The organism is Bacillus sp. 01N42_2, from assembly GCF_056399565.1.
This window is the reverse complement of record NZ_JBFTRO010000001.1, coordinates 73,588-88,011: the sequence shown is the minus strand read 5'-3', so window position 1 is coordinate 88,011 and position 14,424 is coordinate 73,588. Positions and strand designations below refer to the sequence as shown.

The following is a 14,424-nucleotide window of genomic DNA, read 5'->3' as shown; positions in this document are numbered from 1 at the left end:
TTTCATTATATACCATCCAATTTTAAATCAAAAAGCCTCCCGGCGAAATGTGGTCGGAAGGCGGATCGGTCAAGCCGGTTTTTTCAGTTGGATGAAAAACAGCATCAGAAAAGAAATCATCATAATACAGATCACCCACACCCAAGCGAGTGTTTCATTGCCGGAATCCATCGCGACGTAAATCGCTGTCGGCAGCGTTTGGGTGACGCCCGGGATATTTCCCGCAAACATTAAAGTCGCCCCGAATTCACCGAGCGCCCTTGCGATACTGAGAATGCTTCCGGTCAAAAGGGACGGAAAGGCAAGCGGTACGGAAATGCGGGTGAATACCTGCCATCTGCCGGCTCCGTCTACTTTCGCCGCTCCTTCGATGTCAGGATCAACCGCAGCGAAACCTGTTTTGGCAGACTGATACATAAGCGGGAAGGCGACAATGGCCGAAGCGATCACCGCGGCCCACCACGTGAAAATGACGGGCTGGTGAAAAATCCGCTCGATCGCCCGGCCGATAAAGCTGTGTTTCCCGAAAATGATAATGAGGATGAAGCCGACAACGGTAGGCGGAAGAACGAGCGGGAGCATAAACAGCGTCTCCACAGCCGTTTTTCCGGGAAATCGCGCTTTCGCCATCCAGGCGCCTGCAAGCGTTCCGAGAATGATGACGGCGATGCCCGAAGCCAAAGCCACCTCAAAAGACAATACGACTGGGGTGAAAAACTCCGAAGCCGTAATGTTACTTGGCAGTAAATCCATATTTCTTAAACACTTTCATCGCTGCATCTGACTGCAGATACTGATAAAACGCTTCTGCTTCTTTATGGTGCTTTGTATCCTTGACGATGCCTAGCGGGTACACGATCGGATCGTGTGTTTTCGCCGGTGCTTCATCGGTGATTTTCACCTTTTTCGAAATGAGAGCGTCTGTTTTATAGACAAGCCCGGCATCGACATTTCCGGTTTCAACATAAGAAAGCACCTGGCGGACGTCTTTTGCATAGACGACTTTATCTTTTACCTTGTCCCACAGGGATAATTTAGTCAATGACTGTTTGGCGTATTGCCCGGCCGGAACGGATTCAGGCGTGCCGAGCGCGATTTTTTCCGTGCTGTCTTTTTTCAGGTCATTCAGATGTGTAAGGTGTGCGCTGTTTTTCTCGGGCACGATCATGACCAGATCGTTTTTCAAAAGGTCCGTGCTGTCCTTTTTGTCGATATCGCCGTCATGGACAAGCTTTTCGAATTTATCTTCGGCTGCCGAGAAGAATAAATCAGCTCCCGCGCCTTGGGAAATTTGTTTTTGCAGTGTGCCTGATGATCCGAAGTTGTCTTGGATGGCAACGTTTGAATGTGATTTTTCGTAGTTGGTTTGGATTTCTTTAAGCGCGTCCTGAGCGCTGGCCGCTGCTGAAACGGTCAGCGTTACTTTTTCGTTTTGTCCGCCTTTGGCCGATTGTCCGGATGAGCAGCCCGCAGTTGCGAGGAAAACGCCCATAACCGCAGTTGTGAATAGTGTCGCTTTCTTTTTCAACATTGTGCACCCCTTATAACTGAATATCATTAGATAAAACTAATTATAACGTAATTGTACGTGAGGGTGCGGTTTTTTTTCAATATCTGAACCGTTATAATAAAAACGGAGCGTGATAATATGACAGAAGCCACTTCCTATACAATAGAAGAAGTTGCGGGCCTTTTGAAGGTCTCAAAACTGACAGTATATGATTTGATAAAAAAAGGACTCATTTCGGCGTACAGGGTCGGAAGACAGATGAGGGTCGATGAAGAGGACTTGAAACAATATAAAGCAAATATGAGGATGTCTAAAGAGCCATCAGCAGCCAAGGAGGCTGATCCGCCCCGCAGGCCGGAGCCGGAAAAAAGGCAGTCTGTTATCATCAGCGGCCAGGATGTGTCGATGGATCTCCTCAGTAAACAGCTGGAACAAAAGATACAGGCGTCCCCGCTCCGCAAGTACAGCGGCAGCTTAAACAGCTTGATCGAGATGTACCGGGGAGCCTGCGACATCGTCAGTCTGCATCTGTATGATGGGGAGACGGGGGAGTATAACATCCCGTATGTGAAGCGCATTCTTTCAGGAGAGCCGTTTGCGCTCTTTCATGTTGTGCTTCGGCAGGCCGGATTATACGTGAAAAAGGGCAATCCGCTGAACATTCAGGGCTTTCAGGATTTGAGCAGAAAGGATGTCCGTATCGTCAATCGCGAAAAAGGATCAGGCGCGAGGGTGCTGCTTGATGAACAGCTCAGATCATTCGGCATCAAGCCGTCTGATGTCGCCGGATATCATGACATTGTCACGGATCATCTGTCAGCGGCTTCACAAGTATCAAGCGGCAAGGCGGATATCGGAGTCGGGTCGCAGCATGCGGCGTATATGGCAGGCACGGACTTTATCCCGGTGATCAGGGAGCAGTACGATGTGGTCGTCTTAAAACAAAACCGGGAGCTTGTTCAAAGCGTGCGGGACGTTCTTAATTCTGAGGAATTCAAGTCTCAGCTTTCTCAATTATCCGGATATGATACGAAAATGACCGGTCGGCTCATATATGAAACATAAAAAACCCCTCCAATGACGGAGGGATTTTTTTATTGTTTGTAAAACCGCAGCAGGTCGCCGTTTAATATTTTATCGGAGAGCATCAGTTCTTGTTCCGCTTTTTCTTTCTCATCGCTGCATGCGCCCATGTCAGAAAGCGGTTCGCCCGTTTTGCGGCTGTAACACGTATTTTTCGTATAAATATGATCATTCGTGATAAAGCTGCCGTTTCTCAGCACAGCAAACGGAGTCCGCTCTTTGGAAAACAGGTCATTGCCGAACTGAATGCTGCCTTTCGTTTCAATGCCGAGCAGGTGAAGCAGCGTCGGTCTTACATCTACCTGTCCCGCGGCGGAAGCGATCGTTTCCGGCTCACGGTCGGTCACCCCGGGAATATGAATGATAAACGGCACGCGCTGAAGCTGAACCGTATCAAACGGCGTAATTTCTTCTTTTCCCAAGAATTCGGCAAGTCCTTTATTGTGGGCTTCGGATATGCCGTAATGATCTCCCATCAGGACGATCATCGCGTTGTCATACAGCCCTTCTTTTTTCAGCTTGTTGAAAAAGTGTTTTAGCGCCTCATCTTCATAGCGGACCGTCGTCACATAACGGTTTAACAAATCACTGCTTGTGTCCGGTTCCTCAATGAGCTGATCCTGTTTATCAATTTCAAAAGGAAAATGGTTGGTCAAAGTCAGCAGGCTTGCGTAAAACGGCTGCGGAAGCTTCTTTAATTTTTCCGCTGACTGTTCGAGAAACTCCTTGTCCTTCAGGCCCCAGCCCGTTGAATTTTCCGGTGTCACCTTAAATTCATCCGCATCGAAAAAACGGTCGATGCCGAATGCCCCGTACATCTCATCCCGGTTCCAAAAGGCCTTATGATTGGCATGCAGAACGGCCGAATAGTACTGATGGTCTTTTAACGTATGGTACAGCGTATTGAACCGATTGCCGCTTTTTGTGAAAAAAACGGCGCCGCTTGAAGACGGATACAGCGAATTCGCAGTAATAAATTCTGAATCTGAGGTTTTTCCCTGTTCGGTCTGCTGATAAAAATGAGTGAAGTCATAGCTTTTTTTCCGCAGCTTATTCATAAACGGGGTAATCTCCCGCCCGTTGACCCGTTCATCCATCACAAAACGCTGTGTTGATTCAAGCGTGACAAAAATCACATTACGCCCTTTAGCAAGCCCGAATTTTGCATCGGACGGGCGGCTGTAGTCGGCTTGGGTGTAGTTCGCGACCGCCGCAAGACTGTCTTCGTCGGCAAACGCTTTAGCCCCTGCATTCAGCGTCTGCGAAATGGTGTCATACAAATGAAAGTGGAACAGGCCGATTCCTTTTACGAGCGCTTCACGATCAAAAGGATGCCTGAACAGCTTCGGCTGCTGGGCCTCAGACAGCGCAAGGTTGCACAGCATGAGGCCGGCTGATGCCCACGCATACGCTTTAACAGTCCGGGCGCCCGCTTTTCCCTTACCGGCTTTATGCTTTCCCGCTAGGTAAAACAGAACCGCAATATCCGCGAATAAAGCGATATACAGCGGGTGAAACAGCTCTTGGACGCTGCTTCCCATATCGCCCATATTGCTTGCCTGAAACAAAACCGGTATGGTGATAAAATCAATATAAAACCCGTAAAACACCGTATTCGCAATTAAAATCCCCGTCAGCATCACATTCGCCGAAAGCAGAAAGATCCGCTGCTTTTTTTCCGTCAGCAGCAGGCCGATGCCGAACAGCGGCACAATAAAGCTCAGCGGGTTAATGAGAAGCAGACATTCCTCAAGAACAGAATTGTTCTGCAGATCAAAACCGAGCTTGTAAACGACGTATGTTTTTATCCACATGAACAGGATGGACAGGCATAAAAACCGATGATTGCTGAAAAAGGATTTCTTCATATGTATGACTCCTCACCCTAAAAGCGAAAAGACGCTTTTTGTTTAAGAGATGCGGCCGTGAACCAATTCGTATAAATAATAGCAGGATACAATCGTTAACCCGGCCAGCACAAGCTGCTCCGAAAAGCTCCCCGTCCTCATATAAAGGGGAAGACGGAAGCGGATGGTTGACGGAAACAGCAGTTTAATGCCGTTGACGGTCCATGCGTCAAGCACAAGGTGGCTTGCCATTCCGATCATCAGTCCGGCGGAGATGCTTGGATTCGGGATATAGGCTGCCGTGATGAAAAACATAATAAGCATAAACAGCAGACTGTGTGTAAACGTTCTGTGGCCGAACACCGTGCTTACGATTTTGGACAGAACGGGCAGTGTTCTGCCGATTTTGCTTTTCGTATGGCATATATCGGGAATCAGCGCCCCGAGGGCACCCGCGGAGGTCATAAGGACCGGATCATACCCGTAATAATACGCAATTGCGGAACAAGAAGCGATGCCTCCCATGATGTGTGTTTTTCCTGTCATTTTTCGCTTCTCCTTTTTATTTTTGCCAAAATCCCCTGAATTACAAATATATCAAGAGAATGCATGTTTGATCAACAAACTTTACCTGTTCCGCCAAAAGGAAGGAGGATCGGATTCCGCATATTCTGCCGCGGAAAAAGACACATTATAGGTGTACCTATATTTGATAAAGAGGTGATACAGATGGCTTTCTTTAACAAAGAAAAAGGCAAAAACAGCGATAAAAACAAAAACGTCATTCAAGGTGCGCTTGAGGACGCCGGTGCAGCTTTGAAAGACGATCCGCTTCAAGAAGCTGTTCAAAAGAAAAAAAACAACCGCTGACCATATAAAACGGGTAGGGCGAATGCTCTATCCGTTTTCCGTCTAATTTTTCCCTTTGACAGATCTTTTTATCTCTGATAACCTCTGAGTAGAATTGAATGATAAAAATCCTCACTCTTTCTCGGTGAGGTAGAGGTTGCGCTTGATGATGAGTCGCACATGCCAGGCTGATAAGGGGCCGCAAAACATGTGTTAAAGGCATCAGCGCCGAAGTGTAAAGAAAGCCGATCCTTCTTTATGCTGGGACTGTATCTGAATAAGTGCAGGACTGCCGCGTGCTTTTTCGCGGAGGGCTATCCGGAGATCAAGGGTGTGTGTTTCTTTAAGCATGGACTTTTGTTCAGGCTTTTTTTGCGTGTAAATATGGTCTCGGGGTCTGGTCCGTACGAATGAACAACCAGGAGGTACAGGAATGGAACAGACGAAAAAATGGGGTTTTTGGTTATTAACGGCATTTGTCGTAGGAAATATGGTAGGCTCGGGCATCTTTTCCCTTCCGAGCACGCTCGCAAAAATCGCGAGTCCGTTCGGCGCTACATCGGCATGGCTTTTGACGGGAGCCGGTGTGTTAATGATCGCGCTTGTCTTCGGTCACTTATCCATCCGCAAGCCTGAGCTGACGGCGGGGCCGCAAAGCTATGCGAGAGCGCTGTTCAGCGATCGGAAAAAAGGGAACGCAGCCGGATTCACGATGGTGTGGGGCTACTGGGTGGCGAGCTGGATCAGCAACGTGGCGATCATCACCAGCCTTGCCGGATATTTAACTTCTTTTTTCCCGATTTTAACGGATAAGCGTGAAATGTTTTCAATCGGCGGCCAGGCGGTTACACTTGGCCAGCTGCTGACGTTTGCCGTATGTACGGTTTTATTATGGGGCACTCACACGATTCTCGTTTCCAGCATGAACGGTGCGAGTAAATTAAATTTCGTTACGACGTTTTCAAAAGTATTAGGATTTATCTTTTTTATCATTGCAGGTTTGTTTGTGTTTCAAACGTCGTTTTTCGATCATTTTTATTTTCCGGTTCAAACAGGTCCTCATACGGTTGAGGGAATCGGCGGTCAGGTCCACAATGCGGCGATTTCAACATTATGGGCGTTCGTCGGAATTGAATCGGCAGTCATCTTATCCGGGCGCGCCCGTTCGCAGCGCGACGTGAAACGCGCCACCATTACCGGCTTATTGATTGCGCTCAGCATCTATATCATCGTGACATTGATTACGATGGGCGTGCTTCCGCATGGTAAGCTTGTCGGCTCGGAAAAACCGTTTGTTGACGTATTATACGCGATCGTCGGCAATGCGGGAAGCATCATCATGGCGATTTTGGCGATCCTCTGTCTGTTCGGGACGATGCTCGGCTGGATTCTTCTCGGCTCTGAAGTTCCGTATCAAGCCGCGAAATCAGGAGACTTTCCCGCTGCTTTTGCAAAAACGAATAAACAGGGCAGCCCGGTTGTGTCGTTAATCGTCACGAACGTGATGTCACAGATCTTTATCTTTTCGGTTATTTCCCGGACAATCAGTGACGCGTTTACGTTTTTAACAACGGCGGCGACACTCGCTTATCTGATTCCGTATCTCGTATCTGCGTTTTACAGCCTGAAGCTCGTGCTGACGGGTGAAACGTATGACGAAATCAAGGGTTCAAGAGTGAAGGACGGTTTCATCGCTATCCTTGCCTGCATCTATTCTTTTTACGTCATTATTACGGGAACGGCCGATTTAACGACCTTTATTCTCGGAATCGGGCTGTTTTTCGTCGGTTTGCTGTTATATCCTTTCGTTTCAAAGAAATTTGCAAACAACAGACAACCCGTATAAAAAAAAAGACATCTCACGTCTGTGGGATGTCTTTTTTGGCGTCAGCGGATTACTTTTTGACGGCGTGTATATAATGAATGGTCTCGAATGCGGTTAAATGGTCAGTGCGCCCGCTGAAAAAACGGTCATTGATTACCGTTGGAGATAAATGTTCATAAATAAGCAGGCCTGATGATTCTAACAGCTTTTCAATTTCTTTATAGCTGAAACACGACAGCATCGGTTCTCCGCCCGCCGCAGCCATTTTCACCATGTTCTCCACTCTGTTTGACAGTCCTTTTTCTTCAAAGAGCGACTCATCCGCATAATCAAACACGACAGAGCTGCCGGGCGGGACTTCGGCAAATAATTGTGTAAGCAGGCGGGCGAGATGCTTTTTCGTAAGATAATATGACACACCGAGCAGGCTGAAAAAGGTTTTTCGGCGGGAAAAACCATCCTGATTCAGACGGCTGAAAGAAAGCGGAGCCGTAAAGTCCATCGGCGCAAAATGAAGACAGCTCGGGATATCGCGCTCCAAACGTTTTAATCTGCTTAATTTGTCTTCCTGTGAAGCGCGGAGATCCACTTCAAAGATGTCTAAGCTGTTTGTCACCTCGGGATGCCTGAAACAGAAAGTATCCAGCCCTGCGCCGAGGATGACATACTGTTTGGCCCCGAGCTTCACTTCATTCAAAAGCACTTCTTCACAATACGCCGCACGGGCTAACGGTGTAGGAGACAGCTGAACTTGAGTCACCCATTTTAAGATGTCATCCGGTTTGCCTTGAAGCTTCCGGGCCATGTCTTTGCTGAAAAATGATATACCTTGAATCAAATGATCGCTGATGTCCGACAGCTCTTTTTCAGATAAAAGATCTTGTGCCAAGAAATCATCAAATATCACCGGTGTGTCGTATTTACTGTGGTACGCCCTTACGAAAGCCGACAGCAGGGAAGTCATACTCGCTTTATTTTCTCTCATATTAAAGATCCTCCGTTATTTACATCAATCTCCGGCCGGGAGAATCTCATTATACATGTTAATCCAAAAATGTAAATTATAGCATAAATGAATTTTTTTGTCAAGTTTTTGGCGTCATAAAAAGCCGCTGTGACAGCGGCTCCCGGGTTACTTTGTTAAGCTTTTTGTGATGTAGTCGAGCTGGCCTTCGAGTGAGATCGGGTCTGAGAAATAGAAGCCGACCGGATCAATGTGATAGACATGGTTTTGCTTGACGGCATCGAGATTCTTCCAGATTGAACTGTCAAGCACGCCTTTGTCGTCACCGCCGGCCTGCCATGGCCCCATAAAGATATAGTCTCCCGCGAAGTCAGGCAGTTTTTCAAGTGAAATGCTGGCGTAGCCCGGCCCTTGATTAATGGCTTTTTCCTTCGTCAGTTTTGTGGCTTTCAGCCCGAGTTTGTCATAAATGATGCTTCCGCCGCGGCCGAAGTCTTTACCGAATACATAGATGTCTTTTCCGTTTGTCTGCATGATGGAGATGGTTTTTGAGCCGACCGCTTTTTGAACTTTTGTTTTAGCGGCAGCGGTTTTCTTATCCCATTCAGCCAGCCATTTATCTGCTTTATCTTCAGTGCCTGTCATTTTCGCAAACTCTTTGAATTGATCAATGTTGCTGAGCTTGTCATATTTAATGGCGATGGTCGGCGCGATTTTTTCCAGTTTTTCAATATCGGCGCCTTGTGTCGTCCAGACAACGATTAAATCAGGCTTTAAGTCAATGATTTTCTCAACGGACGTGCCGTCGCCGATGTTTGTCACACCGTTTGTTTTCCCTTTGTAATAAGGGTTTTTAAATACGTTTTGCGGCGCGCCGACAACATTGATGCCGAGCTGTTTGAAGTCGCCGTAGTAGCCGTCAGCCATGACGACGACACGTTTTGGGTGCTTCGGAATTTTAATATTGCCGTTTTCGGCTTTATAAGTGACGGTTTCTCCTTTTTCAGAAGAGCCTTTCGTGTCTGAAGAATTTCCGCATGCGGCCAAAGCGGCGATGAGCAGCACGGCAATCAGCGCAGCGCCGATTTTCTTGTATGTATGGAACATCCGACATTCCTTCTTTCATAAAAAATAGTGATAAAGAGAATCATTATCAGTGTGATTATATCACTGCTTTTATAGAGAAGCACGCTCTTTTTAAAGAAAAGCTTTCTTTTATGATATGAAATTAGGTCTATTAAAAGAGAAGATAAAAGTGCTATACTGAAACAAGTCATTGATAATCATTATCATTACCATTCTTGTTTTGAGAAAGGAAGAACGAGTGTTGGGTCTATTAAAAAAGAAGCAGACAATGACGGCTCAAGGGGCATCAGGGAGCGAAATCCAGTGGACGGCGCGTTCATTCCGGGCGGCTGTGCTGCTGTGTGCCGGTATTGCGGTTTTATTGATCGGCGTTGCCTTGTCTGTTTCCATCGGAGCTGCCGATATTCATCTGCGGACGGTGTGGGATGCTCTCTTTCACTTTCAGCCGCAAAATACATCTCATCAAATCATACGCGATCTAAGGCTGCCGAGAACTGCCGCCGCCGCGCTCGTCGGGGCTTTTTTAGCTGTGTCCGGGGCGATCATGCAGGGGCTGACGCGGAACCCGCTTGCTGAGCCTTCCATTATGGGCGTGACGTCGGGGTCGGGTTTTGCGATCGCTTTGGCATTTGCTTTTTTTCCGGGACTCTCTGCCGCGGGGTTTGTTTTGTGGTCCTTTATGGGAGCGGGAATCGGGGCGCTCATTGTGTTTGGCATCGGCCTGTTTTCAAAAGGCGGGCTGACACCGGTGAAGCTCGCGCTGGCCGGTACGGCGGTCGGCTATTTCTTAACGGGGCTTTCAAGCGCGATTGCGATCCGTTTTGATGTCGCTCAGGATGTGAAGTTCTGGTATGCCGGAGGAGTCGCGTCCGTGAAATGGGAGGGCGTCCAGCTGCTTTTGGCAGTCGGCGTCATCGGACTTTTGCTTGCATTTCTGATTGCGCGCTCAGTGACGGTGCTGAGCTTGGGTGAGGAGCTTGCCAAAGGGCTCGGGCAGTACACGGCGCTTGTGAAAGTCATCGGAATGGTTGTCGTTGTCCTTTTGACGGGGGCTTCAGTCTCAGTCGCCGGAGCCATTTCTTTTATCGGCTTGGTGATTCCGCACATCACCCGTTTTTTAGTCGGTGTAGATTACAGATGGATTATTCCTTGTTCGGCGGTATTCGGCGCCGTTTTGTTAGTCTTCAGTGACATTGCGGCAAGACTCGTCAATGCGCCGTTTGAAACACCGGTCGGCGCTTTAACGGCCCTTATCGGCGTTCCCTTTTTCTTTTATTTGGCGCGCAGGGAAAGGAGAGGGCTGTAATGAATGTGAAATCGAAAAAACCGCTGGCGGTTATAGCCGTTACGTTTTTGCTCATATGCATCGTCTTTTTTATCAGCTTAAATATGGGTGTGATCCGGATTGCGCCTTTCGATGCATTACGTGTCTTTTTCGGACAGGGGGATGCCCGGGATCAGCTCGTTTTATTTGAATTCAGACTGCCGCGCATGGTGCTGTCATTACTGGTCGGGGCCGGAATCGCGGTTTCAGGCGCGATTTTTCAAAGCGTGTCTCAAAATGACTTGGCGGAGCCGGGCATTCTCGGTATCAACGCCGGAGCGTCTTTGGCGGTCGTTCTGTTTATCTTCTTTTTCCAAGGGTCCGCTGCTGATTTAAGCATGTTCAGTACATGGCTGCTTCCGGTGAGCGCTTTGGCGGGGGCTTTTCTGGCTGTGCTGCTCATCTATGTGCTCGCTTGGAAAAAAGGTGTTTCGCCTGTCCGGCTCATTTTGGTCGGGATCGGCGTTAATGCGGGGTTTAATGCGCTTCTCTTGATTTTTCAGCTGAAAATGGACCCGCGGGACTTCATGCAGGCGCTTGTATGGATTTCCGGTTCGATTTGGAATGCCAATTGGAAAATGGTGCTGTCCATTTTGCCGTGGCTGCTGGTTCTTTTGCCGTTCAGCCTCTATAAAGCGAGGTATTTAAACGTGCTCCAGCTCGGTGACCAGCTGGCGGCGGGACTCGGCACCCAGGTCGAAAAGGAACGGCGCATTCTGCTGTTTTCAGCTGCCGCCTTGGCCGCGTCAAGTGTTGCGGCAGCCGGCGGAATCGCTTTTCTCGGATTGATTGCCCCGCATTTGGCCAGAAGGCTTACCGGGCCGCGCCATCAAACGCTTATTCCGGTTTCGGCTTTAATCGGCGCATTTTTATTTCTGCTCGCTGATACGCTGGCGAGAAATGTGCTTGCGCCGTCCGAGGTTCCGGTCGGCTTGGTGATTTCGGTGCTCGGAGCGCCGTATTTTGTCTATTTGCTGATGAAAACGAAATAGAGGAAGGAGACTGCCGCGATGAACTCATTATCGGCGGAACAGCTTACTGTCGGTTATGGAGACCGTCTGATAGCGAAAGAATTGGACATCGCCATACCGAAAGGAAAAATAACAACGCTGATCGGCCCAAACGGATGCGGAAAATCGACGGTTCTTAAGACGATGTCAAGAATCATGAAACCGAAATCCGGCGCCGTCTATTTAAACGGACAGGCGATCATGCAAAAATCCACGAAGGACATCGCCAAGGAAATGGCCATCCTTCCGCAGACGCCTGAAGCGCCGAGCGGGCTGACGGTATACGAACTTGTTTCTTACGGCAGGTTTCCGCATCAGTCCGGAATGGGCCGCTTGAGTGATAAAGACCGTGATATGATCAAATGGGCGCTTGAAGAGACGGGGATGGCCGAATTTTACGACCGGCCGATCGAAGCGCTTTCCGGAGGACAGCGGCAGCGTGTGTGGATCGCCATGGCGCTCGCTCAGGAAACGGAGCTGCTGCTTCTTGATGAACCGACCACTTATTTAGATCTCGCCCATCAGCTTGAAATTCTGCAGCTGCTGGACAAATTAAACAAAGAGCAGGGGCGCACGATTTTAATGGTTATTCATGATCTGAACCATGCCGCCCGTTTTTCCCATTATATGATTGCGCTGAAAAAAGGGCGCGTCATCAAGGAAGGGACGGCGGAGGAAGTCATGACGCCCGGCATATTGGAAGACGTGTTTCAGATTGACGCACAGATCGTTAAAGATCCGCGCACGAACAAACCCGTCTGCTTGACATACGATTTAATCCGGCATGAAAATGCCACGGTATGACGGTAAAAACGCAGAACCATTTCGGTCTGCGTTTTTTTTATTGCGCCCGGGGCTGCTTTTGCCCGGAGACGCATTTATCCAAAACGAAAAAAACCCCCGCCACAATCAGCTCCTCGGTCGTTGACAGCCAAATCTTTTCAATCATTTTATCCGTCGTATACGCGGTCATCCAGAGGAACAGCAGCTGAACGGTGCTGGCTAAAAGAAGAAAAGGCAGCCTGCCCGTCCTAAAAAAAGTAAAGCTATGTATCATCAGCCGCTCAAGCGGTTCAAAACATAAACCGAGAAGAATAAAAAGTACGGAAAAAAGCAGGACGTACGCCATTGATCCGTAGCTCGTCCCGGCTAATGAAAAAACGGTCATCATCACGATGAAATACCCGAATAATACGGCGGCCGCTGCCAGGGCATACCTGAGCACCTGGAGAAAAAACAATTTCGGCCCGTTTTGATTGATCATCTGCTCAGCTCCTTTTTACACAGAGGAGACTTGCAGAGACGGACTCTGCAAGTCGGTGTGTGTCTTCAGCATTTCTTTTTGACGACAGGGTGTTTCTCTTTCGAAAGAATATCCGTAAAGTCTTTGCCCAGATCCAGATGCTGCTGGACGAATTTCTCAGGAAGCATGGCGAGCCATTGGTTCAGAGACACGTCGGCATAGTGGTCATCCTTGAAGATTTCCAAGAAGACGAGCGGCTCATCCCCCAGGTTCTCTACATAATGGCCCATGGCGAACGGAACGTAGCCGACATCTCCGGCCTGATAGTTGAAAGTTCTCGCATGGCCGTCCGAAGCAAACACCGTCATTCGTCCTTTACCGGAAATATAATACTGCCATTCATGTGTATTCGGATGCCAATGCAGCTCTCTCATTGCGCCCGGTTCGACCACGACAAGCGCTGAAGCGATCGTTTTGGACACTTTGAAATTTGTGGAATCCGCAATATATACTTTGCCGCCGTCCGTTTCAGCAGTCGGACCTTCATCCAGCAGACGGTAGGTGAACGGGTAAGGCACCTCGCCGTTCGGTCCTTCCACAATGTCATCTTTCAGCTTGCCGGGAACAGGTTCTTCAAAGATATATTTTTCTTTCCCCGGCAGTCCGGCAAGGTCTTTTTCTGAAACCCCGAAGTTGCTGGCGATGACATCAAGCGGTGTGTGGGCAAGCCAGTCCGTTACTTGGAACGTGCTGTTTTCTGAGAATGAACCGTCATCAAAGACTAAAAGGAATTCACAGCCTTCTTTCAGCGCCTGAATGGAGTGCGGCAGGCCTGATGGGAAATACCACAGATCTCCTTCTTTCACGTCATCAATAAAACTGCGTCCCTGTTCATCAACAATTGTGACCCGCGCTTTGCCCGTCAGCATATATGCCCATTCCGCTTCTTTATGCCAATGCAGCTCACGGATGGCGCCCGGTTTTAAACGCATGTTGACAGATGCGAGATTTTTAGAAATCGGCAGCTCGCGGACGGTTACCTCACGCGCGTATCCGCCCTTTTCCAGCCGGTTATGCACATCTGAGAAAGAGAATTTCATATTATCCACCGTGCCGTGATCCGTTTCCGGCGGCGTCAGCATATCCGGGTTTTGGCGGTCTCTTTCAAGGTTGCGCGGTATCGTGACGGTCGCTCCTTTGTCTCCTCTGATCGGCTGCGGGATATTGCAGTTGTTTTCTTTTGACATGTAAATCGTCTCCTCTCAAGCTTTGGTTTTCAGAAAGAGAATGTGAAAGGCCTTTCGTTTTCCCTTCTGCTTTGTTAAGTGATGCGTCCTGATGAAAAGTCAACTTCGTGTGAAAATTAATTTTTCATTTTCTGGTCTTTCAGCTCCGCCATCAGCTCGATCAGGGCGTCAAACTTCTTCTCAAACCGTGTGAGAAGATACATGGCAATCAGAGCCGGAAAGCCGAGATTGCCGATCTGTCTGACAACTTCTTCTATAAAAACCTGATCCATCACCAGCCACCTCCTGACTTGACCTGCAGTCATGTATATAAGTGAAAGAACGTGCTGCTCTTGTAAACCTGATATCCGGGCGAGAGTCTTTTTTTGTTCCGGCAAAAACGGGACATAAGGAGTGTGAAACCTTAGTCGGAAAGGAGTAGTTTACTTTTTTTTGC

The 14,424-nt window shown here is 48.4% G+C and carries 15 protein-coding genes and 1 riboswitch; of the genes, 6 read left to right on the top strand and 9 right to left on the bottom strand.

Going from position 1 to position 14,424, the window contains the following annotated elements:
• Positions 1-69 precede the first annotated feature (69 nt).
• A complete protein-coding gene (gene modB, locus AC1DN5_RS00505; protein WP_264819138.1) occupies positions 70-753 on the bottom strand; it encodes a molybdate ABC transporter permease subunit in 684 nt (227 codons plus the stop codon).
• Positions 734-1,531, bottom strand: coding sequence for a molybdate ABC transporter substrate-binding protein (gene modA / locus AC1DN5_RS00500; RefSeq protein WP_366969783.1), 798 nt, complete (start codon positions 1,529-1,531; stop codon positions 734-736). Before modA ends, modB begins: the two co-directional genes overlap by 20 nt.
• Positions 1,532-1,648: 117 nt before the next feature.
• On the opposite strand from modA, the gene AC1DN5_RS00495 reads away from it, so the two are divergent.
• A complete protein-coding gene (locus tag AC1DN5_RS00495) occupies positions 1,649-2,575 on the top strand; it encodes a substrate-binding domain-containing protein (RefSeq protein ID WP_188154461.1) in 927 nt (308 codons plus the stop codon).
• 29 nt (positions 2,576-2,604) lie between these two features.
• On the opposite strand, the gene AC1DN5_RS00490 is transcribed toward AC1DN5_RS00495, so the two are convergent.
• Both AC1DN5_RS00490 and AC1DN5_RS00485 read right to left on the bottom strand, forming a co-directional pair.
• Positions 2,605-4,461, bottom strand: a complete 1,857-nt coding sequence (locus AC1DN5_RS00490; RefSeq protein ID WP_366969782.1) for an LTA synthase family protein — start codon at positions 4,459-4,461, stop codon at positions 2,605-2,607.
• A gap of 42 nt (positions 4,462-4,503) precedes the next feature.
• Positions 4,504-4,986, bottom strand: a complete 483-nt coding sequence (locus AC1DN5_RS00485) for a metal-dependent hydrolase (protein WP_016937948.1) — start codon at positions 4,984-4,986, stop codon at positions 4,504-4,506.
• A 183-nt stretch (positions 4,987-5,169) separates the two neighbouring features.
• On the opposite strand from AC1DN5_RS00485, the gene sspJ reads away from it, so the two are divergent.
• Together sspJ and AC1DN5_RS00475 are read left to right on the top strand one after the other, a co-directional pair.
• Positions 5,170-5,310, top strand: a complete 141-nt coding sequence (gene sspJ / locus AC1DN5_RS00480) for a small acid-soluble spore protein SspJ (RefSeq protein WP_007410034.1) — start codon at positions 5,170-5,172, stop codon at positions 5,308-5,310.
• Between the two features lie 122 nt (positions 5,311-5,432).
• Positions 5,433-5,614: riboswitch (Lysine riboswitch) on the top strand.
• A 108-nt stretch (positions 5,615-5,722) separates the two neighbouring features.
• The gene (locus AC1DN5_RS00475; protein WP_188154463.1) at positions 5,723-7,135 is read left to right on the top strand and encodes an amino acid permease; all 1,413 of its coding nucleotides are present in this window, start codon (positions 5,723-5,725) and stop codon (positions 7,133-7,135) included.
• 49 nt (positions 7,136-7,184) lie between these two features.
• Here AC1DN5_RS00475 and AC1DN5_RS00470 read toward each other — a convergent pair whose 3' ends face one another.
• On the bottom strand, positions 7,185-8,099 hold the full coding sequence (locus tag AC1DN5_RS00470; protein WP_188154464.1) for a class I SAM-dependent methyltransferase: 915 nt from the start codon (positions 8,097-8,099) through the stop codon (positions 7,185-7,187).
• 147 nt (positions 8,100-8,246) lie between these two features.
• Positions 8,247-9,185: an iron-hydroxamate ABC transporter substrate-binding protein gene (locus AC1DN5_RS00465; protein WP_188154465.1), complete on the bottom strand. Its 939-nt coding sequence runs from the start codon at positions 9,183-9,185 to the stop codon at positions 8,247-8,249.
• A 247-nt stretch (positions 9,186-9,432) separates the two neighbouring features.
• On the opposite strand from AC1DN5_RS00465, the gene AC1DN5_RS00460 reads away from it, so the two are divergent.
• The 3 genes from AC1DN5_RS00460 to AC1DN5_RS00450 are packed head-to-tail and all read left to right on the top strand — an operon-like array spanning position 9,433 to position 12,302.
• Positions 9,433-10,470, top strand: a complete 1,038-nt coding sequence (locus AC1DN5_RS00460) for a FecCD family ABC transporter permease (RefSeq protein ID WP_366969951.1) — start codon at positions 9,433-9,435, stop codon at positions 10,468-10,470.
• On the top strand, positions 10,470-11,480 hold the full coding sequence (locus tag AC1DN5_RS00455) for a FecCD family ABC transporter permease (RefSeq protein WP_188154466.1): 1,011 nt from the start codon (positions 10,470-10,472) through the stop codon (positions 11,478-11,480). Before AC1DN5_RS00460 ends, AC1DN5_RS00455 begins: the two co-directional genes overlap by 1 nt.
• Before the next feature lie 18 nt (positions 11,481-11,498).
• On the top strand, positions 11,499-12,302 hold the full coding sequence (locus AC1DN5_RS00450) for an ABC transporter ATP-binding protein (protein ID WP_007613715.1): 804 nt from the start codon (positions 11,499-11,501) through the stop codon (positions 12,300-12,302).
• Between the two features lie 37 nt (positions 12,303-12,339).
• Here AC1DN5_RS00450 and AC1DN5_RS00445 read toward each other — a convergent pair whose 3' ends face one another.
• The 3 genes from AC1DN5_RS00445 to AC1DN5_RS00435 all read right to left on the bottom strand — a co-directional run bounded on the left by AC1DN5_RS00445 (position 12,340) and on the right by AC1DN5_RS00435 (position 14,260).
• Positions 12,340-12,762 carry a regulatory YrvL family protein gene (locus AC1DN5_RS00445; protein ID WP_016937954.1) on the bottom strand — a complete coding sequence of 141 codons (423 nt, stop codon included), beginning with the start codon at positions 12,760-12,762 and terminating at the stop codon, positions 12,340-12,342.
• A 65-nt stretch (positions 12,763-12,827) separates the two neighbouring features.
• On the bottom strand, positions 12,828-13,988 hold the full coding sequence (locus AC1DN5_RS00440) for an oxalate decarboxylase family bicupin (RefSeq protein WP_016937955.1): 1,161 nt from the start codon (positions 13,986-13,988) through the stop codon (positions 12,828-12,830).
• A gap of 116 nt (positions 13,989-14,104) precedes the next feature.
• Positions 14,105-14,260 (bottom strand): YvrJ family protein, encoded by a 156-nt coding sequence (locus AC1DN5_RS00435; RefSeq protein WP_016937956.1) that lies wholly within the window; start codon positions 14,258-14,260, stop codon positions 14,105-14,107.
• Positions 14,261-14,424 lie beyond the last annotated feature (164 nt).

Bases quoted from the DNA above. Each gene is read 5' to 3' on its own strand.
- AC1DN5_RS00475 (WP_188154463.1), top strand. From the start codon at position 5,723: ATGGAACAGACGAAAAAATGGGGTTTTTGGTTATTAACGGCATTTGTC.
- AC1DN5_RS00470 (WP_188154464.1), bottom strand. From the start codon at position 8,099: ATGAGAGAAAATAAAGCGAGTATGACTTCCCTGCTGTCGGCTTTCGTA.
- modA (WP_366969783.1), bottom strand. From the start codon at position 1,531: ATGTTGAAAAAGAAAGCGACACTATTCACAACTGCGGTTATGGGCGTT.
- AC1DN5_RS00450 (WP_007613715.1), top strand. From the start codon at position 11,499: ATGAACTCATTATCGGCGGAACAGCTTACTGTCGGTTATGGAGACCGT.
- AC1DN5_RS00445 (WP_016937954.1), bottom strand. From the start codon at position 12,762: ATGATCAATCAAAACGGGCCGAAATTGTTTTTTCTCCAGGTGCTCAGG.
- sspJ (WP_007410034.1), top strand. From the start codon at position 5,170: ATGGCTTTCTTTAACAAAGAAAAAGGCAAAAACAGCGATAAAAACAAA.
- AC1DN5_RS00485 (WP_016937948.1), bottom strand. From the start codon at position 4,986: ATGACAGGAAAAACACACATCATGGGAGGCATCGCTTCTTGTTCCGCA.
- AC1DN5_RS00455 (WP_188154466.1), top strand. From the start codon at position 10,470: ATGAATGTGAAATCGAAAAAACCGCTGGCGGTTATAGCCGTTACGTTT.
- AC1DN5_RS00495 (WP_188154461.1), top strand. From the start codon at position 1,649: ATGACAGAAGCCACTTCCTATACAATAGAAGAAGTTGCGGGCCTTTTG.
- AC1DN5_RS00465 (WP_188154465.1), bottom strand. From the start codon at position 9,185: ATGTTCCATACATACAAGAAAATCGGCGCTGCGCTGATTGCCGTGCTG.
- AC1DN5_RS00460 (WP_366969951.1), top strand. From the start codon at position 9,433: ATGACGGCTCAAGGGGCATCAGGGAGCGAAATCCAGTGGACGGCGCGT.
- modB (WP_264819138.1), bottom strand. From the start codon at position 753: ATGGATTTACTGCCAAGTAACATTACGGCTTCGGAGTTTTTCACCCCA.
- AC1DN5_RS00435 (WP_016937956.1), bottom strand. From the start codon at position 14,260: ATGGATCAGGTTTTTATAGAAGAAGTTGTCAGACAGATCGGCAATCTC.
- AC1DN5_RS00490 (WP_366969782.1), bottom strand. From the start codon at position 4,461: ATGAAGAAATCCTTTTTCAGCAATCATCGGTTTTTATGCCTGTCCATC.
- AC1DN5_RS00440 (WP_016937955.1), bottom strand. From the start codon at position 13,988: ATGTCAAAAGAAAACAACTGCAATATCCCGCAGCCGATCAGAGGAGAC.